The following is a 25,871-nucleotide window of genomic DNA, read 5'->3' on the forward strand; positions in this document are numbered from 1 at the left end:
GGTGAGGAGCGCGCTCTTGCGCGCGTCTCGAACCGTGAGGCCTCGCATCCTTCGAGACGCCGCGCGGAGAGCGCGGCCCTCAGGATGAGGGGAGAGAGCTTTCGCGGTGATGCTTTGAGAGAAGGCCGGCCGCGCCGGAAACATCTCGACACAAACAAAAAAGGACCAACTTGCGTTGGCCCTCCTTGTCGCGCGTACAGACCCGATCCTGTTCGACCCCGGGGGGCTGGGGGCTGAGGAATCCGGAACCGAAAGGACCGGGTCAACGCACACAAGTCTTTTCGCAATGCAGGGCGGCAGTCGCTAGGCGGAAAAGCGGCGATACTATGATTCCTTCTAACGATCCCGTGACGGTTTGCCGCGACAGAGTTCCACCTTTGCGTGTGGCGGGAGTCGCGCCTGATTCAATCGGTTGAGAACAGGTTGCATCGCCAAGTTCCATCAAGAGCCTTGCGGTGAGGAACGGTTGGCGCAATCATGCCATTGTCATGATCCCCTGGTTCCGGGGACGGTTCGCGGGCCGGGGTCATGCCATGCGATGAGGAGGCTCTCCATGAGTCTGATGTCGGAGGATGCCGATCCGAGCGAGCAGCGCGCGGCGGCGCGCACCGCCGCCGCGAATGCGCAACAGAGCAGGGTGACGTTCAACCGGCTCGAGCTGCATCGTATTCTCAATCTCTACGGCCGCATGGTCGCGGACGGCGAATGGCGCGACTACGCCATCGACTTCCTGAAGGACCGCGCCGTGTTCTCGGTCTATCGCCGCGCTTCGGAAGTGCCGATCTACCGCATCGAGAAGGACCCGCGCCTGGCGCGCAAGCAGGGCATGTACAGCGTGATCTCGGCGACGGGCCTGATCCTGCGCCGCGGCCACGAGCTCGAGCGCGTACTGCTGGTGATCGATCGCAAGCTGGCGGTGGTGTAGCGACGCGAACGGTGTCGTAAACCGGTAACCGGCATTGGTCTGACCGCACGAGCGGTGCTGTAGGGTGGGCAAAGGCGCATGGCGCCGTGCCCACGTCTTTATCTTCATAACGACAAGTGCGTGGGCACGCTACGCTTTGCCCACCCTACGAGACCTACTTTGTCGGTACGCTTCTCCCGCCCTCGCCGAGGTCGCGCTGCATCATCACCGTGTCCAGCCAGCGGCCGAATTTCAGCCCGACATTGGGATGCGTGCCGATCATCTTGAAGCCGCCCCTGGTGTGCACGCCGATCGAGCCGGCATTGGCGGAATCGCCGATCACCGCGATCATCTGGCGGAAGCCGCGCGCCTCGCATTCGGCGACCAGCCGCTCCAGCAGCCTTGAGCCGACGCCGCGGCGGTGGAACGCGGGATCGAGATAGATCGAGTTCTCGACCGTGAAGCGGTAGGCCGGCCGGGGCCGGTAGGCGCCGGCATAGGCATAGCCGGCCACGCGGCCGTCGAGGATGGCGACGAAATAGGGATAGCCACCGTCGATCAGCACGCGATAGCGGCGCGTCATCTCGGTGAGATCGGGCGGCTCCAGCTCGAACGTCGCAGTGCCCTCGCGGACGGCCTGCTGATAGATGGCGGTGATGGCGGGAAGGTCGGCCTCGGTGGTGGGCCTGATGTCTGGCGCGGTCATGGGAGGAAGGATAGAGCGTCCCGGCGGTGGCCGGAAGGGGCTAACGCTGCTTCCACATCGTCATCGCGATCGCAGCAGCCATCTTCTCCGCTGTCATGCCCCGCGAAGGCGGGGCATCCAGTACTCCGAGACAGCACGGCTAGAACCGAGCCGCTGCGGCGTACTGGATCGCCCGCCTTCGCGGGCGATGACAGCGGTGGGCGTCGCCATCCCGCCGCAAAACAAAAACCCCGGCCTCTCGGCCGGGGTTCGTGTCCGTCTCTCGTACCTGGCGCTTACTCGCGCTGGCCGAGGAGCTGCAGCAGCAGCGTGAACAGGTTGATGAAGTTCAGGTACAGCGACAGTGCGCCGGTGATGGCCGCACGCTCTGCGATGTCACCGCCGGCCGAAGCGTAGCCGTAGATGTAGTCGTTCTTCAGCCGCTGCGTATCCCAGGCGGTGAGGCCCGAGAACACCAGCACGCCGACCACCGACACGATGAACTGCAGCATCGAAGAGGCCAGGAACAGGTTCACCAGGCTGGCGAGGACGATGCCGATCAGGCCCATGAACAGGAACGAGCCCATACCGGTCAGGTCACGCTTGGTGGTGTAGCCGTACAGGCTGAGCGCACCGAAGGTCGCCGCGGTAATGAAGAACACCCGCACGATCGAGGTGTGCGTGAACACCAGGAAGATCGACGAGAGCGAGATGCCCATCAGCGCCGAGAACACCCAGAACAGGATCTGGGCGGTCGAGGGAGCCAGACGGTTGATGCCCGCCGAGATCACGAACACCATGGCGAGCGGCGCGAGCATGAACAGCCACTTCAGGGGGCTGACGAACATCGCGTAGCCGAACGGCGTCAGGAACATCTTGCCGACGCGGACGGCGTCCGCGGTCGGGACGTCAGTCACGGCAGCCATGTAGACGCCGAGCGCGGCAAGGCCGGTGATGGCCAGGCCAATGCTCATGTAGTTGTAGATGCGCAGCATGTAGGCGCGCAGGCCGGCATCGACCGTCGCGGCGTCAACACGCCCGGCGGCCCTGCCGAAAGGAGAAGCGTAGTTACGGTCTAGGTCCGACATGGTCGAATTCCCGTTGGTTGGTCCGGTCCGGCATGAGGGTCGCCATGCCGCCGGTTCGTCAAATTCTATCTCGGATACCAATGCCAGCCGACTAAATTTTGGCTAACAATCGGGGCTCCGAACCCATTCGATATGTGGGAAACTAACACATTCACTGCAACCTTCCACGCGCGGCTGAATGTCGCCCTTGGCGGCAATCCTGACGCGAACCTGACGAGCAGTCGTGGTTAATCGCGGGAATCGTGCGATTCCGCATCTGTGCGGCCATCCGCTACATTTTGTCACAAATTCCGCAACACCATGGCGGGCTTTTTGTTCAATGCCAGCAGCGTGCCCGCGAGCCCGAGTCCGACGGTGACGACGAGCGCGGCCGCGACCACTCCGGCCGCGCTGCCGGCCTGCCAGACGAAGCTCAGCGTCATCAGCCGCGTCACGATCATCCAGGCAGCCAGGCTGCCGGCGATCACGCCGAACACCGCGGTGGCGAGCCCGATCAGCAGATATTCGAGCGCATAGGCGCCGAGCAGCCGCAGCCGCGTCGCGCCCAGCGTCTTCAGGATCACCGCATCGTAGACCCGGTGGCGATGGCCGGCGGCAAGCGCCCCGCCGAGCACCAGGATCGCCGAGATCAGGGTCACGGCACTGGCGCCGCGAATCGCCAGCGCCAGATTGGTCACGACAGAGCCGACCGTCTCCATCACCTCGCGCACGCGCACGCTCGTCACCATCGGATAGGCATCGGCGACCTGCTTGATGATCTTGCCGTCGCCGGTCGCGGTTCCCCCGGTTTCCGTCAGGGTCGCGATGTGGGTGTGGGGGGCGCCCTTGAAGGCGTTGGGCGAGAACACGAGGACGAAGTTGATGCCGAGCCCCTGCCAGTCGATGGTGCGCAGATTGCCGATTCTGGCCGGAATGTCGCGGCCGAGCACGTTGACCACGATCTCGTCACCGAGCTTGAGGCCGAGCCCGTCGGCGATCTTCTTTTCCATCGAGACCAGGATCGGGCCGGAATAATCGGCGCTCCACCATTCGCCTTCGATCACCTTGGAGCCCTTCGGCAGCTCGCCGGTGTAGGTCAGGCCGCGGTCGCTCTGCAGCACCCATTCGGAATCGGTGGTGGGCTTGAGCTCCTCGGCGCGCACCCCGCGCGCCGCGACGATGCGTCCGCGCAGCATCGGCACGTCCTCGATCGTCGCGCCGGGCGCGATCTTGCGGAGATACTCGTCGAACGGTGCGGCCTGCGCGCTCGGAATGTCGATGAAGAAGAACGACGGCGCGCGATCCGGCAGCGCCGCCAGGAACTGCCGGCGGAGATTGCCGTCGATCTGGGTGATGGTGACGAGCACGGCGAGCCCGAGCCCTAGCGACAGCACGACGGAAGGCGTCAGCGCGCCGGGCCGGTGGATGTTGGCGATCGCAAGCCGCAGCATCGGCAGCTGTGTCCGCGGCAATCGCCGCGCGATGGCCATCAGCAGCGCGGCGATGCCGCGCAGCAGGGCGAACACGACGACGGACGAGGCCACGAACACGGCGGCGATGCGCTTGTCGAAGGAGAGCCCGATCACGACCGCGATCAGCAGCGCGATCACCACGCCCATGAACACGAGATAGCCCGCGCGGGGCCGGTGCCATTCCGAGCTGATGGTGTCGCGGAACAGCGCGGCCACCGGCACGTCGTGCACGCGGCCGAGCGGCCACAGGCCGAAGGCGAGCGCGGTCAGGAGGCCGTAGCCGAAGGACAGCGCGAGCTCGTCGGCGTGCACGGCCGGCACCACCGGCAGCGGCAGCAGCTTGCCGAACAGGCCGACGATCGCGAACGGCATGGCGGCGCCGAGCGCAAGGCCGATGATCGAGCCGATGCCCGCGAGCAGCAGAACCTGCGCGAGGTAGATGCCGAACACGTCGCGCCTGGTGGCGCCGACGGCCTTGAGGGCCGCGATCACTTCGAGCCGGCGGTCGATATGGCTCTTCACGGCGTTGGCGACGCCGACACCGCCGACCAGCAGCGCGGCGAGGCCGACCAGCGTCAGAAACTGCGTGAAGCGGTTGATGTTGCGTTCGAGCTGCGGCGAGGCATTGGAGCGGCTGCGGATCTCCCAGCCGGCCTGCGGCGCGGCGTTGCGCGCATCGGCGATGAAGGCTTCGGTGGCGCGCTCGCTGTTGGCGGTGTCGGGCAGCTTCACTCGATAGACCCAGCGCACCAGGCTGCCGGGCTGGATCAGGCCGGTGGCGCGCAGGCCCGCCTCGCTGATCAGGAAACGCGGGCCGAAGCCGATGCCGCCGGCGAGCTTGTCGGGCTCGGCCTCGACGGTGCTGCGGATCTGGAAGGTCGCGGAGCCGATGGTAACGCGGTCGCCGGTCTTGAGCGACAATCGCGCCAGCAGCGTCGGATCGGCCGCGGCGCCGAATGCGCCGTCGCGCTCCGCGAGCAGATCGGACATCGGAAGCTGCGGCGCCAGCGTGAGCTGGCCCAGCATCGGATAGGTGTCGTCGACCGCCTTCATCTCGACCAGCGCGAGCTGGCCGTCGGCCGCGCGCGCCATGCCGCGCAAGGTCGCGGCGGTCGAGACCGTGCCGCGCGAGCGCAGAAAGGCGACCTCCTCAGGTTTTGCTTCGCGCTGGAACAGCACGAAAGAGGCGTCGCCGCCGAGCAGCGTGCGGCCCTCGCGGGCAAGGCCGTCGGACAGGCTCGCCGACACCGAGCCGACGCCGGCAATCGCCATCACGCCGAGCGCGATGCAGGCGATGAAGACGTAGAAGCCGCGCAGGCCGCCGCGCAACTCGCGCAGCGCGTAGCGCAACGACAGCGCGATTCCGTTCGGCTTCGCGAACGATTCGACAGCGGTGCTCATGCCGGCGCGGTCTGCGTGTCGATGCGGCCCGAACGCAGGCGGATCACCCGATCGCAGCGATGCGCGAGCGAGGAATCGTGCGTGACCAGCACCAGGGTCATGCCGCGCTCGGCATGCTTGCTGAACAGGAGGTCGACGATCTGATGTCCGGTGGCCTCGTCCAGATTGCCGGTCGGCTCGTCCGCGACGAGGATGGCGGGATCGGGCGCCAGCGCGCGCGCCAGCGCCACGCGCTGCTGCTCGCCGCCGGAGAGCTGCGTCGGATAGTGGTGCAGGCGATCGCCGAGCCCGACCGATTGCAGCTCCTGCGCCGCGCGCCTGGCGGCATCGGGATAGCCCGCGAGCTCGAGCGGCACCGCGACGTTCTCCAGCGCCGTCATGGTCGGGATCAGATGGAAGGACTGGAAGACGATGCCGACCTGGCGGCCGCGGAAGCGCGCCAGCGCGTCCTCGTCGAGGGCATTGAAAGGCGTGCCTGATACCACCACCTCTCCGCTATCAGGACGCTCCAGCCCCGCCATCACCATCAGCAGCGTGGATTTGCCCGAGCCTGACGGGCCGATCAGGCCGATCGTCTCGCCCGAGGCGACGCGCAGGCTGATATCCTTGAGGATGTGTACGCGTGCCGCGCCCGTGCCCAAAGAGAGATTGACGTTGGAGATGGCGATGGTGTCCGCGGTAGCGGCGAGCGAAGAGGGTTCGATGCGAGTATCCATGGTCCGGTCATATGGCAACTCCGATAGCGCGGTCGAGAGGCGTTACGGATTGTTCATGCACATAGCCGTGTTGATGCTCGTCTTCATGACAATAGCGAACCCGGCTTGGGCGGAGGCGACAAAACCGGTCAAGCTCGTCGTTCTCGGCGATTCCTTGAGCGCAGGTCTTGGCCTTCCGGCCCAGGAGGCGTTTCCCCAGAAGCTCCAAAAATCCTTGCAGGCCAAAGGCATAGCGATCGACATGATCAATGCCGGCGTGTCCGGCGACACCACCTCCGGCGGGCGCGATCGGCTCGACTGGTCGGTGCCCGAAGGAACCGAGGGCGTCATTGTCGAGCTCGGCGCCAACGATGCGCTCCGCGGCATCGATCCCGATTTGACGCGCGCCGCGCTCACCGACATCATCCAGCGGCTCAAGGCGCGCAAGGTCGCCGTGATGCTGTGCGGCATGCTGGCGCCGCCGAATTACGGCGCCGACTATGCCGCGCGCTTCAATTCGATTTATCCGGAGCTGGCGAAGAAATTCGACGTGCCGCTCTATCCGTTCTTCCTCGAGGGCGTTGCCGCCGACGCCAAGCTCAATCAGGCCGACGGCATTCATCCGACCGCGGCGGGCGTCGACATCATCGTCGGCAACATCATGCCCAGCGTGGAGGCATTCCTGCGCAACATAAGCGAGCAGCGGCGATGAAAAGCAGGCAACGCTAACCCTAATTCCCAGGGTTTTCACGGGGTGGCCCGCGCGATGCTTCGCAGAGTCACACAACTGCGATAGGAATCAGGGTACCGGTGATTCGTCACCGGCTCTAAAATTTGGATGTGGTCTTTCCCTGGGACCATGCCCAAGCATCGGGAGTGCGAAACGATGCCGCGTTTGTTCACTGGTCTGGAAATTCCGGCCGAGATCGGCCAGTCGCTTTCCAATCTCAGAGGCGGCCTTCCCGGCGCCCGGTGGATCGATCCCGAAAATTATCACGTCACCCTCCGCTTCATCGGCAACATCGACGGCATCTCCGCCAACGAGATCGCCTCGATGCTGTTTCGTGTCGACCGCAAGCCGTTCGAGGTGAAAGTGCAGGGGCTCATGAGCTTCGGCGGCCGCAAGCCGAGGGCCGTCGTTGCGACGATCGCGCCGAGCAAGCCGCTGATGGAATTGCAGGCCGAGCTCGAACGGATGATGCAGCGGATCGGCCTCAACCCCGAGGGACGCAAATACATCCCGCATGTCACGCTCGCCCGGCTGCACGATGCCAGTGACCGCGACGTCGCCGATTATCTGTCGTTGCGCGGCTACTTCCCGAGCAAGGCGTTCATGGCCGAGCGCTTCGTGCTGTTCTCGTCGCGGGCATCGACCGGCGGCGGTCCCTATGTGGTCGAGGACGCCTACGAGCTGTGTGAGTAGCTCTGCACCTCGCCACGTTATCGCGGTTGCGATGCGCCCGATCGGCTGACGTCGGTCTTCGCAAAGTCCACCCCCTTGAAGAGGAGGGGTTCGCCGCGGCTCATCGCCAGCGCATAAGAAAAGCAATCACCGTAGTTGAGCGATGCGGCGTGTCGCCCCTTTCCGAAGCGCCGCCAGGCGCGCCGAGCTGCGTCGGCTTGCACGGCATCGACCGCGACGATCTCGGCGCCGATCTTGACGAGCCAGAGATCAAACTCGCGCCCGCCTGCATCGCCCAACCGGGTCTCGATCACCATCGTTGCTTCAAGCACTGTGGCTGCAGAGATCAGGCGGATCGGATCATCCACAATCAGTCGCTCGATATCGGCTGCATCGTCTTCGTTGAGCGCGATCGCCACGATCGCCGATGTGTCGATCACCATTAGCGTGGCAATCCATGCTCGTCGTATCCGAGAATTTCCTCCGGCGTGCGGTCGTCCACGACGCGCATTTCGCTCCAACGACGCCTGATCTCGGCCATGTCTTCAAGTAGTGCGTCTTTGCTGGTTTGATCGCCGAGCCGGAGCAAGCGCTCCTCGATGGCGCGCTTGGTTGCGGTTGTGATGCTTTCCCCGGTCAGGCGCGCCAGCTTCCGCGCCAATTGCTCCGTTTCAGGGTCCTTGATGCTCAGGGCCATTTCGAGGTTCCTTGGTTCCTAAATAGGTATATTCTACCCTAAGGCGCCGCAAGCCGGATTCTGATGGCCAGCCCGCTGCCATGCCTCGCGGGATCCGGCCGCTTCGCGCGAAACAGGTCGCGCATAAGCCGTTGCGCCAATACGCGGTTGCAATTTCCGTCCGTCTCTGGCGGTAAAGGGCGATGCTCTCGACCCCCAACTCCCCCTTCAGCGAAGCGTATCAGGCCCAGATCGCCGCCGGTGCGATCGAGCCGGATGCCGCGCAGGCCGAAGTTGCCGAAGCCTATGCGGCGCTGGACCTGCGGCTTGCGACCTACAAGCCCTCGCGCAAGCAGGGGCTGCTCGCCCGCCTGTTCAGCAGCAGCGACAAGGACGAGGCGCCGCGCGGGCTCTACATCCATGGCGAGGTCGGCCGCGGCAAGACCATGCTGATGGACCTGTTCTTCCAGCACTCCTCGGTCGAGCACAAGCGGCGCGCGCATTTCCACGAGTTCATGGCCGACGTGCATGAGCGCATCTACGACTACCGCCAGAGCATCGCGCGCGGCGAGATCGCCGACGGCGACGTCATCGCGCTGACCGCGAATGCGATCTTCGAGGAGAGCTGGCTGCTCTGCTTCGACGAATTCCACGTCACCGACATCGCGGATGCGATGATCCTCGGGCGCCTGTTCGCAAAACTGTTCGAGCTCGGCACCGTCGTGGTCGCGACCTCGAACGTCGCGCCCGACGATCTCTACAAGGGCGGGCTGAACCGCTCGCTGTTCCTGCCCTTCATCAAGCAGATCACCGACCACATGGACGTCGCGCGGCTCGACGCGCGTACCGACTTCCGCCTGGAGAAGCTCCAGGGGGTGCCGATGTGGCTGACGCCGGCAGACGCCGATGCGGATGCCGCGCTCGACCGCGCCTGGAAACGGATGTCGGGCGGCGCCAAGTGCCGCTCGCGCGACATTTCGATCAAGGGCCGCATCCTGCACGTGCCGTGCTCGGCCCACGGCGTGGCGCGGTTCTCCTTTGCCGATCTCTGCGAGAAGCCGCTGGGGGCATCGGACTACCTCAGGCTGGCGCACGACTATCACACCATTCTGGTCGACCATATTCCAGTGATGGACCTGTCCCAGCGCAACGCCGCCAAGCGCTTCATCACGCTGATCGATACGCTCTATGACAATGCGGTGAAGCTGATGGCCTCGGCCGACGCCAACCCGATCTCGCTGTACCTCGCCCATGAGGGCAATGAGGCCATGGAGTTCAAGCGGACGTCCTCGCGCCTGATCGAGATGAGCTCGGAATCCTATCTGGCGCTGGCTCACGGCCGCAAGGATTCCACCGCCAGCGGCTCCACCAAGGGCCTGGTGGAGACTTAAGTCCTATTCCTGTCGAAGGTACCGCTGTCATTCCGGGGCGCGACGAACGTCGCGAGCCCGGAATCCATCGCGCCACAAAGCTCTGCCGCCCGATGGATTCCGGGCCTGCGCCTGTCGGCGCATCCCGGAATGACGGGCCTGGATGGCTGCTATCGCGCCAAGCCCGACAATTGGGCATTGGGCGACTTGAACGGGGGAGGCGAAAGGGATAACCACCCGTCTCAGTTTTCCCCTCCTTACGTGTCTAAAGGACAGGTTCACATGGCGCGCGACAAGATTGCTTTGATTGGCTCCGGTCAGATCGGCGGAACGCTGGCTCACCTCATCGGCTTGAAGGAGCTGGGCGACGTCGTGATGTTCGACATCGCCGAGGGCGTGCCGCAGGGCAAGGCGCTCGACATCGCGCAGTCCTCGCCGGTCGACGGCTTCGACGCGCATTACACCGGCGCCAATTCCTACGAGGCGCTCGACAACGCCAAGGTCTGCATCGTCACCGCCGGCGTGCCGCGCAAGCCCGGCATGAGCCGCGACGACCTCCTCTCCATCAACCTCAAGGTCATGGAGCAGGTCGGTGCGGGCATCAAGAAGTACGCACCCGACGCTTTCGTCATCTGCATCACCAACCCGCTCGACGCCATGGTCTGGGCGCTGCAGAAGGCTTCCGGCCTGCCGCACAAGAAGGTCGTCGGCATGGCTGGCGTGCTGGATTCGGCGCGCTTCCGCTACTTCCTGGCCGACGAGTTCAACGTCTCCGTGGAAGACGTCACCGCCTTCGTGCTCGGCGGCCATGGCGACACCATGGTGCCGCTGGTGAAGTACTCCACCGTCGCCGGCATCCCGCTGCCCGACCTCGTCAAGATGGGCTGGACCTCGCAGGCGCGCCTCGACGAGATCGTCGACCGCACCCGCAACGGCGGCGCCGAGATCGTCAACCTGCTCAAGACCGGCTCGGCCTTCTATGCGCCGGCCGCGTCCGCGATCGCGATGGCCGAGAGCTATCTGCGTGACAAGAAGCGCGTGCTGCCGTCGGCCGCCTACCTGAACGGCGAATACGGCGTGAAGGACATGTATGTCGGCGTGCCCGTCGTGATCGGCTCCAAGGGCGTCGAGCGCGTCGTCGAGATCGAGCTCGCCGGCAAGGACCGCGAGGCCTTCGACAAGTCGGTCGGCGCCGTCCAGGGCCTGGTCGACGCCTGCAAGAAGATCGCCCCCGATCTTCTCGGCCGCTAAGCGTCAGGCACGTCCCGCCGAAGCCCGAAAACCGGTCTTCGGCGGTTTCATTTCCGGGGCCCGGTTGTCGGGACAGGCCCCGGGTCGGCAGTCCAGATCGATGTCAAAGAATCCGGGTTGCAGTTCCTGTGGTATATGGTATGCCAGCCACAAGACTGAGGTGGGCCCAAGAGGTCACCGCCCGCGGGTTCAGGGAGCGACCATATGAATATCCATGAATATCAGGCCAAGGCGCTGCTGGGTGAGTTCGGCGTGCCGATCTCCAAGGGCGTGCCGGTCCTCAAAGCCTCCGACGCGGAAGCCGCCGCCAAGGCGCTGCCGGGTCCGATCTACGTGGTGAAGAGCCAGATCCACGCCGGCGGCAGGGGCAAGGGCAAGTTCAAGGAAGCCTCGGCCGGCGACAAGGGCGGCGTCCGCATCGCCAAATCGGCCGCGGAGGTCACCGAATTCGCCAAGCAGATGCTGGGCGCGACGCTGGTGACCGTGCAGACCGGCCCCGCCGGCAAGCAGGTCAACCGCCTCTACATCGAGGACGGCTCGGACATCGACAAGGAATTCTACCTCTCGATCCTGGTCGACCGCGAGACCTCGCGCGTCTCCTTCGTCGTCTCGACCGAGGGCGGCGTCAACATCGAGGACGTCGCGCACAACACGCCCGAGAAGATCGTGACCTTCTCGGTCGATCCCGCCACCGGCATCATGGGCCATCACGGCCGCACCGTTGCGAACGCGCTAAAACTCTCCGGTGATCTCGCCAAGCAGGCCGAGAAGCTCACCGCGCAGCTCTACGCCGCGTTCGTCGCCAAGGACATGTCGATGCTGGAGATCAACCCGCTGGTCGTGACCAAGCAGGGCCAGCTCCGCGTGCTCGACGCCAAGGTGTCGTTCGACGACAACGCGCTGTTCCGTCATCCCGAGGTGCTCGCGCTGCGCGACGAGACCGAGGAAGACGCCAAGGAGATCGAGGCGTCCAAGTACGACCTCAACTACGTCACGCTCGACGGCAACATCGGCTGCATGGTCAACGGCGCCGGCCTCGCCATGGCGACGATGGACATCATCAAGCTCTACGGCATGGCACCGGCCAACTTCCTCGACGTCGGCGGCAGCGCCAGCAAGGAAAAGGTCGCGGCCGCGTTCAAGATCATCACCGCCGATCCCAACGTGAAGGGCATCCTGGTCAACATCTTCGGCGGCATCATGAAGTGCGACGTGATCGCCGAGGGCGTCACGGCTGCGGTTCGCGAAGTCGGCCTCAGCGTGCCGCTGGTGGTTCGCCTCGAAGGCACCAATGTCGAGCTCGGCAAGAAGATCATCCGTGAATCCGGACTGAACGTGGTGCCCGCCGACAATCTCGACGACGCCGCGCAGAAGATCGTGAAGGCCGTCAAGGGAGGCTAAGGCCATGGCCCAGGACCATCTCGCCGCATCATCTCCGCTGCCCGAGCACGCGCGCCTTGCCGCGTTCGCCGGCGAATGGGATGGCGAAGAGATGGTCTTCCCGTCGCGCTGGACGGCGGGCGGGCCGGCGACATCGCGCACCGTCGCGCGCATGGATCTCAATGGATTCTATCTGATCCAGGACAGTGTCCAGATGCGCGACGGCAAGCAGGTCTTCGCCACCCACGGCATCTTCACCTACGACCGCGACGACCGGACCTACAAGCTGTTCTGGTACGACTCGCTCGGCTACACGCCGCCCTCGCCCGCTTCCGGCGGGTGGGTCGGCAAGACCCTGACGCTGGTGCGCGGCTCGCTCCGCGGCAATGCGCGCCACGTCTACGAGATCATCGACGACAATTCCTACTCGTTGAAGATTCAGTTCTCGCCGGATGCGGAAGGCTGGGCCGACGTGCTCACCGGCGTCTACCGGCGTGTGCATTAGGGCGAGATCCATGGGTGCTCATCCATATTGGTATTTCGTTCCGTATGAGAACGATTTCGAGGCGGCGCTGCAGAAGTTGCGGCTGCGCGAGTTTCAAGCCGGGCGTTACAACCCCGTGACGCCGCGTCAGACCTTCCCGATCGATTTGTCCGCACCCACGCCGGGTGCCAAGCACGCCTCGATCGAGCAGGTCATGGAGCAGTGTGACGAAACCGGTACCCGATCCATCCTCGATATCGCGCAGGTCTCGCCCGCGCCTTTCGATGGGAGCGGAATGCCATTCATGACCGCCTTCCCATTGGCTCCGCCCGACGTGGAAGGTTTGTTCGGAACGTCGAAGCCGACACGCGAGCAGGTCGCGACCAACCAGCGAATGTGGGATCGCATCGAGCGCGGATCGGCGGTCTACACAGTCATTTTCGACAAGGGTGAGCCGCACGAAATCTTTTTCGGCGGTTACTCTTTCGATTGAACAGCCACGTTGAACAGCCCTCATCCGGCCAGGTAACAGTTATCCACGAAAGCAGGCTCGTCTCATGTCCATCCTGATCGACAAGAACACCAAGGTCATCTGCCAGGGCTTCACCGGCAAGAACGGCACCTTCCACTCGGAGGCCGCGATCGCCTACGGCACCAAGATGGTCGGCGGCACCTCGCCGGGCAAAGGCGGCTCGACGCATCTGGGCCTGCCGGTGTTCGACACCGTGCGCGATGCGCGTGAGAAGACCGGCGCCGATGCGTCGGTGATCTACGTGCCGCCGCCGGGCGCCGCGGACGCGATCTGCGAAGCCATCGACGCCGAGGTCCCGCTGATCGTCTGCATCACCGAGGGTATTCCGGTCGTCGACATGGTGCGCGTGAAGCGCTCGCTGATCGGCTCCAAGTCGCGCCTGATCGGGCCGAACTGCCCGGGCGTCATGACCGCCGGCGAGTGCAAGATCGGCATCATGCCCGCCAACATCTTCAAGACCGGCTCGGTCGGCATCGTCTCCCGCTCGGGCACGCTGACTTACGAAGCCGTGTTCCAGACCTCCCAGGAGGGCCTCGGCCAGACCACCGCGGTCGGCATCGGCGGCGACCCGGTCAAGGGAACCGAATTCATCGACGTGCTCGAAATGCTGCTGGCCGACCCCAAGACCGAGTCGATCATCATGATCGGCGAGATCGGCGGTTCCGCCGAGGAAGACGCCGCCCAGTTCCTCAAGGACGAAGCCAAGCGTGGTCGCAAGAAGCCGATGGTCGGCTTCATCGCGGGCGTCACCGCCCCTCCGGGCCGCCGCATGGGCCATGCCGGCGCGATCATTTCGGGCGGCAAGGGCGACGCCGGTTCCAAGACCGAGGCGATGAAATCGGCAGGGATTACAGTGTCCCCGTCTCCCGCCCGCCTCGGCCACACGCTTGCCGAAAAGTTGAAAGGCTAATTCACTTCTTCGTGCTTTTCCGGGCGAAGTTTCGCAGCAAATAGGGTAAAGGGTGCCTGTCGCGCCGAGCCTCTGCCGGGGAGCTCGGTGCCAGCGCCGTTTGTTATGCGCGAACCGAAATCGCCAGGAACTCAAGTATGTCTCGCCAGGACGCGAACGCAGCCTTTGCCCTGTCATCCTTTTTGCAGGGCACCAACGCCACCTACATCGACGAAATCTACGCCCGCTACCAGAAGGACCCGTCCTCGGTTGACGCCGAGTGGCAGGAGTTCTTCAAGAGCCTGAACGACGCGCCCGCCGACATCAGCAAGAACGCGGAAGGGCCGTCCTGGGAGCGCGACAACTGGCCGCTGACCCCGCAGGACGACCTCACCTCCGCCCTCGACGGCAATTGGGCCGAGGTCGAGAAGGCGGTCGGCAGCAAGATCGCCGCCAAGGCGCAGGCCAAGGGCGCCGACATCTCTTCCGCCGATCTGCTCCAGGCCACGCGCGACTCGGTCCGCGCCTTGATGCTGATCCGCTCCTACCGCATGCGCGGCCATTTCCACGCCAAGCTCGATCCGCTCGGCATCGAAGCCCAGCGCAACCGCGAAGAGCTCGACCCGCGCACCTACGGCTTCAGCGAAGCCGATTTCGACCGCAAGATCTTCCTCGATCACGTGCTCGGTCTCGAATACGGCAGCTTGCGCGAGATCACCGCGATCTGCGAGCGCACCTATTGCCAGACGCTCGGCGTCGAGTTCATGCACATCAGCAACGCCGCGCAGAAGGCGTGGATCCAGGAGCGCATCGAGGGACCCGACAAGGAGATCTCGTTCACCCGCGAGGGCCGCAGGGCCATCCTGATGAAGCTGGTCGAAGCCGAGGGCTTCGAGAAGTTCTGCGACACCAAGTTCACCGGCACCAAGCGCTTCGGCCTCGACGGCGGCGAATCCCTGATTCCCGCGCTCGAGCAGATCATCAAGCGTGGCGGCAATCTCGGCGTGAAGGAAATCGTGCTGGGCATGCCGCATCGCGGCCGCCTCAACGTCCTCACGCAGGTGATGGGCAAGGCGCACCGCGCCCTGTTCCACGAGTTCAAGGGCGGCTCGGCCAATCCCGACGCGGTCGAAGGCTCGGGCGACGTCAAGTATCACCTCGGCGCCTCCTCGGACCGCGAGTTCGACGGCAACCGCATCCATCTGTCGCTGACCGCCAACCCCTCCCATCTCGAGATCGTCGATCCCGTCGTGCTCGGCAAGGTGCGCGCCAAGCAGGACCAGCACGGCGATCCCCCGGACATGCGCATCTCCGTGATGCCGCTCCTGATGCACGGCGACGCTGCGTTCGCGGGTCAAGGCGTGGTCGCGGAGTGCTTCGGCCTGTCCGACCTGAAGGGCTACCGCACCGGCGGCTCCGTGCACTTCATCGTCAACAACCAGATCGGCTTCACCACCTATCCGCGTTACTCGCGCTCGTCGCCCTATCCGTCCGATGTGGCGAAGATGATCGACGCGCCGATCTTCCACGTGAACGGCGACGATCCGGAAGCCGTCGTGTTCGCGGCCAAGGTCGCGACCGAATTCCGGCAGAAGTTCCACAAGCCCGTCGTCATCGACATGTGGTGCTATCGCCGCTACGGCCACAATGAGGGCGACGAGCCGGCCTTCACCCAGCCGGTGATGTACAAGCGGATCGCGGCCCATCCCTCGACCCTGACGCTCTACTCCAAGCGCCTGATCGCCGAAGGCGTGGTCACCGAGGGCGAGGTCGACAAGCTGAAGGCCGACTGGCGCGCCCGGCTCGATGCCGAGTTCGAGGCCGGCACCTCCTACAAGCCGAACAAGGCCGACTGGCTCGACGGCAAGTGGGCGGGCTTCAAGATCGCCGACCAGGAAGAGGATGCGCGGCGCGGCGTCACCGGCGTCGATCTGCCCGTTCTCAAGGACCTCGGCCGCAAGATCACCAAGGTGCCGGACGGCTTCCGCGTCCACCGCACCATTCAGCGCTTCCTGGAGAACCGCTCCAAGGCGATCGAGAGCGGCAACGGCATCGACTGGGCGACCGGCGAGGCGCTGGCGTTCTGCACGCTGCTGAACGAGAATCACCATGTCCGCCTGTCCGGCCAGGACTGCGAGCGCGGCACCTTCTCGCAGCGCCATTCGGTCCTGATCGACCAGGAGGACGAGAGCCGCTACACGCCGTTCAACCATCTCGGCAACGAGCAGGGCCATTACGAGGTCATCAACTCGCTGCTGTCGGAAGAGGCCGTGCTCGGCTTCGAATACGGCTATTCGCTCGCCGAGCCGAACACGCTGACGCTGTGGGAAGCCCAGTTCGGCGACTTCGCCAACGGTGCGCAGGTCCTGTTCGACCAGTTCATCTCCTCGGGCGAGCGCAAATGGCTGCGCATGTCCGGTCTCGTCTGCCTCCTGCCGCACGGCTACGAGGGCCAGGGACCGGAGCACTCCTCGGCGCGCCTCGAGCGCTTCCTGCAGATGTGCGCGGAAGACAACATGCAGGTGGTCTATCCGACCACGCCGGCGAACTACTTCCATGCGCTGCGCCGGCAGCTGCATCGCGAGATCCGCAAGCCGCTGATCATGATGACGCCGAAGTCGCTGCTGCGTCACAAGCGGGCGGTGTCGCGACTCGAAGAGCTGGCGAAGGGAACCACCTTCCACCGCATCCTCTATGATGACGCCCAGATGCTGCCGAACGAAGCCATCAAGCTCGTTCCGGACGAGAAGGTCCGCCGCATCGTGCTGTGCTCGGGCAAGGTCTATTACGACCTCTACGAGGAGCGCGAGAAGCGCGGCATCGACGATATCTATCTAATGCGCGTCGAGCAGCTCTATCCGGTGCCGCTGAAGGCGCTGGTGGCCGAGCTGTCGCGCTTCAAGAAGGCCGAAGTGGTGTGGTGCCAGGAAGAGCCCCGCAACATGGGTGCCTGGCACTTCATCGAGCCCTATCTGGAATGGGTGCTGAACCAGGTGAACGGCGTGAGCCGGCGTCCGCGTTATGTCGGCCGCGCCGCTTCCGCCGCGACCGCCACGGGTCTGATGTCCAAGCATCAGGCTCAGTTGAAGGCGTTCCTGGACGAAGCACTGAGCTGAGACGTTTTTAAACTCTGTCATTGCCCGCCCAGTGCGCAATTGCGCACAAGGGCGGGCAATCCAGTACGCCGTGACCTTCGTGACCTGAACGAACGCCGCGGAGTACTGGATGCCCCGCCTTCGCGGGGCATGACCTATGAATTCATGACCGCATTGGCGATCCCTTAAGGAAAAGACCATGACTGAAATTCGTGTGCCGACGCTCGGCGAATCCGTCACCGAGGCCACCATCGGCCGCTGGTTCAAGAAGGCCGGCGATCCCGTCGCCGTCGACGAGCCCTTGGTGGAGCTCGAGACGGACAAGGTCACCATCGAAGTCCCGGCGCCCTCCGCCGGCACGCTGAGCGAGATCATCGCCGCCGATGGCGCGACGGTCGCGGTCGGCGCGCTGCTCGGCCAGATCACCGATGGCGTCGGCGCTGCGAAGCCCGCTGCCGCACCCGCCAAGCCTGCCGCGGCTCCGGCGCCTGCCGCTGCCGCGCCCGCTCCGGCCGCGAAGGCGGCCCCGGCCGATGCGCCGCTCGCTCCCTCCGTGCGCAAGCTCTCCGCGGAGACCGGCATCGACGCCTCGACCGTTCCGGGCTCCGGCAAGGACGGCCGCGTCACCAAGGGCGACATGCTCGCTGCGATCGAGCGCGCGGCCTCTGCGCCGACCCCGGTCAACCAGCCCGCCGCCGCCGTGCAGGTGCGCGCACCGTCGCCGGCCGATGACGCCGCCCGCGAAGAGCGCGTCAAGATGACCCGCCTGCGCCAGACCATCGCGCGCCGCCTCAAGGACGTGCAGAACACCGCGGCCATGCTGACGACCTTCAACGAGGTCGACATGACCAACGTGATGGCGCTGCGTGCCCACTACAAGGATGCGTTCGAGAAGAAGCACGGCGCCAAGCTCGGCTTCATGGGCTTCTTCACCAAGGCCGTCGTGCAGGCGCTGAAGGACATCCCGGCCGTCAACGCCGAGATCGACGGCACCGACCTGATCTACAAGAACTACTACCACATCGGCGTCGCCGTCGGCACCGACAAGGGTCTCGTCGTGCCCGTGGTGCGCGACTGCGACCACAAGTCGATCTCCGACATCGAGAAGGGCATCGCCGATTTCGGCCGCCGCGCCCGTGACGGCCAGCTCAAGATCGACGAGATGCAGGGCGGCACCTTCACCATCACCAATGGCGGCATCTACGGCTCGCTGATGTCGACCCCGATCCTGAACGCGCCGCAGTCCGGCATCCTCGGCATGCACAAGATCCAGGATCGCCCGATGGTCGTCGGCGGCAAGATCGAGGTCCGTCCGATGATGTATCTGGCGCTGTCCTACGATCACCGCGTGATCGACGGCAAGGAAGCCGTCACCTTCCTGGTTCGCGTCAAGGAGAGCCTGGAAGATCCGGCGCGTCTGGTGCTCGATCTCTGATCCCTGATGCTTTGCGAGCGCCGTCGCACAATTGCGCGACGGCGCGTGTCGAATCATGGAGGCGCGCGTGACGGATAAAGTCGTTGTCATCACCGGCGGCAGCCGCGGCATTGGCCGCGCCACCGCGCTCGCGGCGGCTGCGCGCGGCTACCGGGTCGTGGTCGGATACGCCAGCAACAAGAAGGCCGCCGACGAGGTGGTCAGCCAGATCGAGGCCAGCAACGGCAAGGCGATCGCGGTCAAATGCGATGTCGCCGAGGAACGCGACATCGTCGACCTGTTCAAGGAGGCCGACAAGTTCGGCACGCTCGGGGCGCTCGTCAACAATGGCGGCATCGTCGGCACCAGCGGCGTGCGCGTCGACGAGATGTCGGCCGAGCGCATCCAGCGCGTGCTGGCGATCAACGTCACCGGCTCGATCCTCTGCGCGCGTGAGGCCGTCAAGCGGATGTCGACCAGGCACGGCGGCAAGGGCGGCGTCATCGTCAATCTCTCGTCGGTCGCGGCCAAGCTCGGCGCGCCCAACACCTATGTCGACTACGCCGCGTCCAAGGGCGCGATCGATTCCTTCACCACCGGCCTCGGCTACGAGGTCGCGGGCGAGGGCATTCGCGTCGCGGGCATCCGCCCGGGCCTGATCGACACCGAAATCCACGCCTCGGGCGGCGAGCCCGATCGGCATCATCGTCTGGCCCATATGGTGCCGATGAAGCGCGTCGGCACCGCCGACGAGATCGGCAACGCCATCATCTGGCTGATGTCGGACGAGGCGTCCTACATCACCGCAGCCACGCTCGATGTGTCCGGCGGACGCTGAGGCGCCGCGCGGACGCTGACACATCTCATCACGCTAAACTTACGGGACTTTCTCTCATGGCTACCTACGATCTCGTCGTCATCGGCACCGGACCTGGCGGTTATGTCTGCGCGGTGCGCGCGGCCCAGCTCGGCATGAAGGTCGCGGTGGTCGAAAAGAACGCAACCCTCGGCGGCACCTGCCTCAATGTCGGTTGCATGCCGTCGAAGGCGCTGCTGCACGCTTCCGAGATGTTCGAGGAAGCCGGGCATTCCTTCGCCAAGATGGGCGTGAGCGTTTCCGCGCCGAAGCTCGATCTGCCCGCGATGATGAACTTCAAGCAGCAGGGCATCGACGGCAACGTCAAGGGCGTCGAGTTCCTGATGAAGAAGAACAAGATCGACGTGCTCAAGGGCACCGGCAAGATCCTCGGGACCGGCAAGGTCGAGGTCTCCGCAGACGGCAAGTCGCAAGTGGTCGAGACCAAGAACATCGTGATCGCCACCGGCTCGGACATCGCGCGCCTCAAGGGCATCGAGATCGACGAGAAGCGCATCGTCTCGTCCACCGGTGCGCTGTCGCTCGACAAGGTCCCCGGCAAGCTCCTGATCGTCGGCGCCGGCGTGATCGGCCTCGAGCTCGGCTCGGTCTGGCATCGTCTCGGCGCCGAAGTCGTCGTCGTCGAATTCCTCGACCGCATCCTGCCCGGCATGGACGGCGAGATCGCCAAGCAATTCCAGCGTATCCTCGAGAAGCAGGGCTTTGCGTTCAAGCTCGGCGCCAAGGTCACGGGCGTCGATACCTCGGGCAAGACGCTGAAGGCGACGGTCGAGCCGGCCGCCGGCGGCGCGGCGGAGACGCTGGAAGCCGATGTCGTTCTGGTCTGCATCGGCCGCGTGCCCTACACCGAGGCGCTCGGCCTGAAGGACGCCGGCGTTGCGCTCGATGCCCGCGGCCGCGTGCAGATCGACCCGCATTTCGCCACCAGCCTGAAGGGCGTCTATGCCATCGGCGACGTCGTCGCCGGGCCGATGCTCGCGCACAAGGCCGAGGATGAAGGCGTTGCCGTCGCCGAGATCATCGCCGGCCAGGCCGGCCACGTGAATTACGACGTGATCCCCGGCGTCGTGTATACCACGCCGGAAGTCTCCTCCGTCGGCAAGACCGAGGAGGAGCTGAAGCAGGCGGGCATCGCCTATACCGTCGGAAAGTTTCCCTTCACCGCCAACGGCCGCTCCAAGGTCAACCAGACCACCGACGGCTTTGTGAAGATTCTCGCAGATGCGAAGACCGATCGCGTGCTCGGCGTGCACATTATCGGCCGCGAAGCCGGCGAAATGATCCATGAAGCCTGCGTTCTCATGGAGTTTGGCGGCAGTGCGGAAGATCTCGCGCGCACCTGCCACGCCCATCCGACCCGCTCGGAGGCCGTCAAGGAGGCCGCGCTTGCAGTCGGCAAGCGGGCCATCCATATGTAGCAACGCGCCCAGCACCGAATCGGGCGGGAAACACATGTTGCGCCGCCTTCTTCAACCGGTCTGGGTCCTGCTTGCGATCGTCTTCCTGATCGAAGCCTGGCTGTGGGACCATCTCGAGCCGATCGTTGCTAAGGTTGTCGCAGCGATCCCGCTGGCGCGCTTCAAGCAATGGCTGACGGAGCGTGTCGATGCGCTCCCGCCGGCCATGACGCTGATCGTGTTCGCGGTGCCGATCCTTCCGCTGTTTCCGCTCAAGCTGGCCGGCCTGTATCTGCTCACGCATGAATACTGGCTCACCGGCATGTCCACGTTCCTGTTCGCCAAGATGCTCGGCGTCGGCGTCACCGCCTTCGTGTTCGACGTCACGCGCGACAAGCTGTTGGAGATGCGCTGGTTCGAGCGGATCTACGATCTGGTGCTGAAGATCCGCGCCAAGGCCACTGCGCTCGTCGATCCGATCAAGCGCCGCATCCGCGAGCTGATCGCCGGCAACGGCGAGGGCTGGTCGTCACGCACACTGCGTCTGATCCAGCGCTTCAGGAAGAGCGTGCACCAGGCGCGGTAGTTGCCAGCCACACGCTCGGTTGTCATCGCCCGGCTTGACCGGGCGATCCAGTATCCCAGAGACGTCAATGATTGAACCGAGAAGCCGCGGCGTACTGGATGCCCCGGTCAAGCCGGGGCATGACACTGTCTGTGTGGCGTCAAACGGCGCGCCACACGCACCGACTAATGCAAATGCAGCAGATGCGGCCACCACAGGCCGAGGCCGGTCATGAACAGGCCGGCGAGGGTCAGGATGCCGCTGACATAGGCCAGTGCGAACATGCCGGTGATGATGGTGGCCGAGGCCAGCACAATGCCGATCTGGAAGGCGGCCGAGGCCAGCTCGAAGTGGTGGTATTTCGCGGTCGCCTCGTCGCGATCGTGCTCGGCATGCTTGGCCTTCTCGGCGAGCTGCTCGGTGCCTTCGCCGGTCTCCGGCTCGGAGCGGTAGCGGGCCGCGGTCTTGGTCCAGTCGTCGACCTGCTTCTGCACGGCGGGCTTCTGCGCTTCGTCCGCGGCGGCGAGCGCGAGCTTGCCCTGCTCGGCCGCGGTCACCACCACGGTGCGGCGGATGCTCTTGGCCTGGAAGAACGCCCAGAGATTGGCGGCCTCGACGTTCTTGCTTATCGATTCGGTCTGCGCGCCCTTGCCGAGCGTCTCCGAGACCGCCAGGAACAGCGCCAGCACCGCGATCAGGAGCGCGATCTTCTTGTTCGAGCCGGACGCGTGTTCGGCGTGCTCGGCATGCTCCATACTTTCATGTGCGCTCATGATTCCCCTCCGCTTCGGTTCCGCAACGATTGACCGAACCGCGCGGCCTGCGCAAGAGGCACGCGCGCTGTGACAGCTTCATGTCAGGAATTGGCGGCGTTCACCGCCGCGGATGCGCGCTGGCATAGACTTCCAGCAGGCGCTCGGAATCGATGCCGGTATAGACCTGCGTGGTCGAGAGCGAGGAATGGCCGAGCAATTCCTGGATGGCGCGCAAGTCACCGCCGCGCGACAGCAGATGCGTGGCGAAAGAGTGGCGAAGCGCGTGCGGCGTCGCGCTATCGGGCAGGCCGAGCGCGCCGCGCAGCCGCTCCATCGCGAGCTGGATGATGCGCGGGCTCAACGGGCCGCCGCGCGCGCCGACGAAGATCGGGCCCTCCGCCGGCAGCGGATACGGGCACATCGCGACGTACTCCTGCACCAGCTCCAGCACGTTCTGCAGCACCGGCACCATGCGGGTCTTGTTGCCCTTGCCGGTGACGACCAGCACGTCGCCTTCGCCCGGCTTCGGCACCTCGCGGCGCTTCAGGCCGAGCGCTTCGGAGATGCGCAGGCCCGAGCCGTACAGCAGCGCCATCACCGCGGCGTCGCGCGCCAGGATCCAGGTTTCGCGGTCTTCGCCGGCGCGCTCGTCGGCGTCGGCAAGGCGCTTTGCCGATGCCATCGGCAGCGGCTTCGGCAGGCTCTTGGCGACCTTCGGCGCACGGATCGCGGAGAGCGCGCCGACCTTGCCCTTGCCCTCGCGCTCGAGGAAGCGGCCGAACGAGCGGAGCCCCGCGAGTGCGCGCATCAGGCTGCGGCCGGCAATGTCGTCGGCCCTGCGCATCGCCATGAAGGCGCGCACGTCGGTCGCCTCCAGCGCGGCGAAGCGCTTGAGCGTGACGCGCTCGCCCCAATGGGCACAGAGAAAATCCAGGCACTGCCGCAAGTCGCGGCCATAGGCCTCCAGCGTCTTCGGCGACAGCCGCCGCTCGGCGCCGAGATGCGACAGCCAGCGCGTCATCTCCTGCGCGATCGAAGGATCGGCGCTGGCGAGCTCGATTTGGGGTGCGGCGGCTTTGCTCATGCGCTCTGGACGGATTGATTCCGCAGAGTATATCGCATCAGACCCGTTAACGTTCGCTAAGGCAGCCCCAAGCGGCTAGCCTCGAGGCCCCTCAAGGTTCCGATTCTCCCTTCATGGATCATTCGTCGCGCAGCTCGACCGCCCCCACCAACGCGACCGGCATGGTCGACGTGCTGGTGCCGGTCGCGCTCGACCAGACCTATTCCTACAAGGTGCCGCGCGGGATGGAGCTGAAGGCGGGCGATCTCGTCGGGGTGCCGCTCGGCCCGCGCGAGGTGATGGCCGTGGTCTGGGGCGAAAACGCCAATCCCGATCCGCGCCTGCACAACCGTCTCAAGGAGGTCAGCGAGAAGCTCGACATCCCGCCGCTGAAGCCCGAGCTGCGCCAGGTCGTCGACTGGGTCGCCAATTACACGCTGAGCCCGCGCGGCATGGTGCTGCGCATGTGCCTGCGGATGGGCGAGAATCTCGGCCCCGAACGGTTGCGGCCCGGCGTGCGCCTGGTCGGCGATCCGCCGAAGCGGCTGACGCCGGCGCGGGCGCGCGTGATCGAGGTGCTGTCGGACCGGCTACTGCACGGCAAGTCGGAGGCGGCGAAGGAGGCGGGCGTCTCGGCCGGTGTGATCGACGGCCTGGTCGACGAAGGCACGCTGACGGTCGAGCCGATGCCGCCGCCTGCGCCGCCGCCGGTGCCAGATCCGGATTTCGGCCGGCCGGATTTCTCGCCGCTGCAGCGGGCCGGAGTGGATGCGATGCGCGCGCTCGCGGCCAACGGCACCTTTCATGTCGCGCTGCTCGACGGCGTCACCGGCTCGGGCAAGACCGAGGTTTATTTCGAGGCTGTCGCGGAAACCATCCGCCGCGGAAAACAGTCGCTGATCCTGATGCCGGAGATCGCGCTCACCGGCCAGTTCCTCGACCGCTTCGCACAGCGTTTTGGCGTGCGGCCGATCGAATGGCATTCGGAGCTGACGCCGCGCACCCGCGCCCGCAATTGGGCGGCAATCTCGGGCGGCACCGCGCCGGTCGTGGTCGGCGCGCGCTCGGCGCTGTTTCTGCCTTACGCCGATCTCGGCCTGATCGTGGTCGATGAAGAGCACGACCAGGCCTACAAGCAGGACGAGGGCGTGCATTATCATGCGCGCGACATGGCGGTGGTGCGCGGGCATATCGCAAAAATCCCGGTCGTGCTGGCCTCCGCAACGCCGTCGGTCGAGTCCGAGGTCAACGCGCGCAAGAATCGTTATCAGCGCGTCGCGCTGCCCTCGCGCTTCGGCGGCCAGCACATGCCGCATATCGAGGCGATCGACATGCGGCGCGAGCCCCCTGCGCGCGGCCGCTTCATCTCGCCGCGCCTTGCCGGCGAGATCAGAGGCGCGATCGAGAAGCGCGAGCAGGCGCTGCTGTTCCTCAACCGCCGCGGCTACGCGCCGCTGACGCTCTGCCGCGGCTGCGGCCACCGCTTCGCCTGCACCATCTGCGATGCCTGGCTGGTCGATCACCGTTTCCGCCAGCGTCTGGTCTGTCACCATTGCGGCTTCTCGATGCCGCGCCCGCAGACCTGCCCGCACTGCGCGGCCGAGGAATCGCTGGTCGCCGTCGGGCCCGGTGTCGAGCGCCTGCAGGAGGAGGCCGCAGCGCTCTTCCCCGACGCACGCACCATGGTGCTGTCGAGCGATCTCATCACCTCGATCGAGACGATGCGCATCGAGCTTGCCGAGATCGCGGAAGGGCGCGTCGACATCATCATCGGCACGCAGCTCGTCGCCAAGGGCCATAATTTTCCGCGGCTCAATCTGGTCGGCGTCGTCGATGCGGATCTTGGCCTGTCCAACGGCGATCCGCGCGCGGCGGAACGCACCTGGCAATTGCTCAACCAGGTGATCGGCCGCGCCGGCCGCGAGCAGGGCCGCGGTGTCGGCTATCTGCAGACCCACCAGCCCGACCATCCCGTGATGAAGGCGCTGATCGCCTGCGACCGCGAGGCGTTCTACGACAGCGAGATCGATCTGCGGGAAAGGACGCTGTATCCGCCGTTCGGCCGGCTCGCGAGCCTGATCATCTCCGCCGGCGACCGCCCGAGCGCCGAAGGCCTTGGCCGTCGCCTCGTCGCGCTCGCGCCGCGCGACGAGCGCGTCGTGGTGCTCGGCCCGGCGGAGGCGCCGCTCGCCGTGATCAAGGGCCGCTACCGCTTTCGCATCCTGGTGAAATCGGCGCGCGGCTTCGATCTGTCGGATTATTTGCGCAACTGGCTCGCGGTGTGCCCGAAGGCGACCGGCAATCAGAAGCTGGAAGTGGACGTCGATCCGCAGAGCTTCTTGTAAGAGTCCGTCGCGGCCACATCCTCAGTCGTCATTCCGGGGCGCGCGAAGCGCGAGCCCAGAACGACGCATCATGCAAAAAGCCCGCGGTCCCCCAAGACCACGGGCTTGTTTCATTCGCGCAGCAAACTGATGAAACTGCGCGATGGCTGAGG

The 25,871-nt window shown here is 65.4% G+C and carries 23 protein-coding genes; 15 read left to right on the forward strand and 8 right to left on the reverse strand.

All coding sequences use genetic code 11. From position 1 onward, the window contains the following. Positions 1-553 precede the first annotated feature (553 nt). Entirely contained in the window at positions 554-925 is a 372-nt protein-coding gene (locus CO669_RS15455) for a DUF2794 domain-containing protein (RefSeq protein WP_097660646.1), read from the forward strand. 154 nt (positions 926-1,079) lie between these two features. Here CO669_RS15455 and CO669_RS15460 read toward each other — a convergent pair whose 3' ends face one another. The 4 genes from CO669_RS15460 to CO669_RS15480 all read right to left on the reverse strand — a co-directional run bounded on the left by CO669_RS15460 (position 1,080) and on the right by CO669_RS15480 (position 6,245). Next, positions 1,080-1,610: a GNAT family N-acetyltransferase gene (locus tag CO669_RS15460; protein ID WP_097660647.1), complete on the reverse strand. Its 531-nt coding sequence runs from the start codon at positions 1,608-1,610 to the stop codon at positions 1,080-1,082. A 275-nt stretch (positions 1,611-1,885) separates the two neighbouring features. Continuing rightward, complete coding sequence (locus CO669_RS15470; RefSeq protein ID WP_097660648.1) at positions 1,886-2,677, reverse strand: Bax inhibitor-1/YccA family protein; 792 nt, start codon at positions 2,675-2,677, stop codon at positions 1,886-1,888. A 281-nt stretch (positions 2,678-2,958) separates the two neighbouring features. Further along, positions 2,959-5,529, reverse strand: a complete 2,571-nt coding sequence (locus CO669_RS15475; protein ID WP_097660649.1) for an ABC transporter permease — start codon at positions 5,527-5,529, stop codon at positions 2,959-2,961. After that, positions 5,526-6,245 carry an ABC transporter ATP-binding protein gene (locus tag CO669_RS15480; RefSeq protein WP_097660650.1) on the reverse strand — a complete coding sequence of 240 codons (720 nt, stop codon included), beginning with the start codon at positions 6,243-6,245 and terminating at the stop codon, positions 5,526-5,528. The genes CO669_RS15475 and CO669_RS15480 overlap by 4 nt, the downstream gene beginning before the upstream one ends. Before the next feature lie 55 nt (positions 6,246-6,300). On the opposite strand from CO669_RS15480, the gene CO669_RS15485 reads away from it, so the two are divergent. Both CO669_RS15485 and thpR read left to right on the forward strand, forming a co-directional pair. Then, a complete protein-coding gene (locus CO669_RS15485; protein ID WP_198964033.1) occupies positions 6,301-6,936 on the forward strand; it encodes an arylesterase in 636 nt (211 codons plus the stop codon). A gap of 174 nt (positions 6,937-7,110) precedes the next feature. After that, complete coding sequence (gene thpR / locus CO669_RS15490) at positions 7,111-7,647, forward strand: RNA 2',3'-cyclic phosphodiesterase (protein ID WP_097660732.1); 537 nt, start codon at positions 7,111-7,113, stop codon at positions 7,645-7,647. A 17-nt stretch (positions 7,648-7,664) separates the two neighbouring features. Here thpR and CO669_RS15495 read toward each other — a convergent pair whose 3' ends face one another. After that, a complete protein-coding gene (locus tag CO669_RS15495; protein ID WP_097660651.1) occupies positions 7,665-8,069 on the reverse strand; it encodes a type II toxin-antitoxin system VapC family toxin in 405 nt (134 codons plus the stop codon). Further along, positions 8,069-8,323 (reverse strand): type II toxin-antitoxin system VapB family antitoxin, encoded by a 255-nt coding sequence (locus tag CO669_RS15500; RefSeq protein WP_097660652.1) that lies wholly within the window; start codon positions 8,321-8,323, stop codon positions 8,069-8,071. Before CO669_RS15500 ends, CO669_RS15495 begins: the two co-directional genes overlap by 1 nt. Before the next feature lie 182 nt (positions 8,324-8,505). On the opposite strand from CO669_RS15500, the gene zapE reads away from it, so the two are divergent. The 11 genes from zapE (at position 8,506) to CO669_RS15555 (ending at position 21,577) form a co-directional block, all read left to right on the forward strand. After that, positions 8,506-9,693, forward strand: a complete 1,188-nt coding sequence (zapE, locus tag CO669_RS15505; RefSeq protein ID WP_097660653.1) for a cell division protein ZapE — start codon at positions 8,506-8,508, stop codon at positions 9,691-9,693. 261 nt (positions 9,694-9,954) lie between these two features. Next, positions 9,955-10,923 (forward strand): malate dehydrogenase, encoded by a 969-nt coding sequence (gene mdh / locus CO669_RS15510; protein ID WP_008145224.1) that lies wholly within the window; start codon positions 9,955-9,957, stop codon positions 10,921-10,923. 204 nt (positions 10,924-11,127) lie between these two features. Continuing rightward, on the forward strand, positions 11,128-12,324 hold the full coding sequence (gene sucC / locus CO669_RS15515; protein ID WP_097660654.1) for an ADP-forming succinate--CoA ligase subunit beta: 1,197 nt from the start codon (positions 11,128-11,130) through the stop codon (positions 12,322-12,324). A gap of 4 nt (positions 12,325-12,328) precedes the next feature. Beyond that, on the forward strand, positions 12,329-12,808 hold the full coding sequence (locus CO669_RS15520; RefSeq protein WP_097660655.1) for a DUF1579 family protein: 480 nt from the start codon (positions 12,329-12,331) through the stop codon (positions 12,806-12,808). 10 nt (positions 12,809-12,818) lie between these two features. After that, positions 12,819-13,280 carry a hypothetical protein gene (locus tag CO669_RS15525; protein WP_097660656.1) on the forward strand — a complete coding sequence of 154 codons (462 nt, stop codon included), beginning with the start codon at positions 12,819-12,821 and terminating at the stop codon, positions 13,278-13,280. A 64-nt stretch (positions 13,281-13,344) separates the two neighbouring features. Then, positions 13,345-14,229, forward strand: coding sequence for a succinate--CoA ligase subunit alpha (gene sucD / locus CO669_RS15530; RefSeq protein WP_097660657.1), 885 nt, complete (start codon positions 13,345-13,347; stop codon positions 14,227-14,229). Positions 14,230-14,366: 137 nt separating this feature from the next. After that, positions 14,367-17,324 carry a 2-oxoglutarate dehydrogenase E1 component gene (locus CO669_RS15535; protein WP_097660658.1) on the forward strand — a complete coding sequence of 986 codons (2,958 nt, stop codon included), beginning with the start codon at positions 14,367-14,369 and terminating at the stop codon, positions 17,322-17,324. A gap of 178 nt (positions 17,325-17,502) precedes the next feature. Continuing rightward, the gene (odhB, locus tag CO669_RS15540) at positions 17,503-18,738 is read left to right on the forward strand and encodes a 2-oxoglutarate dehydrogenase complex dihydrolipoyllysine-residue succinyltransferase (RefSeq protein WP_097660659.1); all 1,236 of its coding nucleotides are present in this window, start codon (positions 17,503-17,505) and stop codon (positions 18,736-18,738) included. Between the two features lie 55 nt (positions 18,739-18,793). Then, a complete protein-coding gene (locus CO669_RS15545; protein WP_097660660.1) occupies positions 18,794-19,555 on the forward strand; it encodes an SDR family oxidoreductase in 762 nt (253 codons plus the stop codon). A 56-nt stretch (positions 19,556-19,611) separates the two neighbouring features. Next, on the forward strand, positions 19,612-21,012 hold the full coding sequence (lpdA, locus tag CO669_RS15550) for a dihydrolipoyl dehydrogenase (RefSeq protein WP_097660661.1): 1,401 nt from the start codon (positions 19,612-19,614) through the stop codon (positions 21,010-21,012). Between the two features lie 34 nt (positions 21,013-21,046). Continuing rightward, on the forward strand, positions 21,047-21,577 hold the full coding sequence (locus tag CO669_RS15555) for a hypothetical protein (RefSeq protein ID WP_097660662.1): 531 nt from the start codon (positions 21,047-21,049) through the stop codon (positions 21,575-21,577). 164 nt (positions 21,578-21,741) lie between these two features. Here the strand turns inward: CO669_RS15555 and CO669_RS15560 are convergent, their stop codons facing one another. Beyond that, a complete protein-coding gene (locus CO669_RS15560) occupies positions 21,742-22,329 on the reverse strand; it encodes a DUF4337 domain-containing protein (RefSeq protein WP_097660663.1) in 588 nt (195 codons plus the stop codon). A gap of 100 nt (positions 22,330-22,429) precedes the next feature. Then, complete coding sequence (locus CO669_RS15565; RefSeq protein ID WP_097660664.1) at positions 22,430-23,395, reverse strand: tyrosine recombinase XerC; 966 nt, start codon at positions 23,393-23,395, stop codon at positions 22,430-22,432. Positions 23,396-23,508: 113 nt separating this feature from the next. Between CO669_RS15565 and CO669_RS15570 the strand changes: the two genes are divergently transcribed. Further along, positions 23,509-25,719, forward strand: coding sequence for a primosomal protein N' (locus CO669_RS15570; RefSeq protein ID WP_097660665.1), 2,211 nt, complete (start codon positions 23,509-23,511; stop codon positions 25,717-25,719). Positions 25,720-25,871: the final 152 nt, after the last annotated feature.

The sequence above is a fragment of the Bradyrhizobium sp. Y36 genome, from assembly GCF_002531575.1.
In the GTDB taxonomy this organism is placed as follows: Bacteria; Pseudomonadota; Alphaproteobacteria; order Rhizobiales; family Xanthobacteraceae; genus Bradyrhizobium.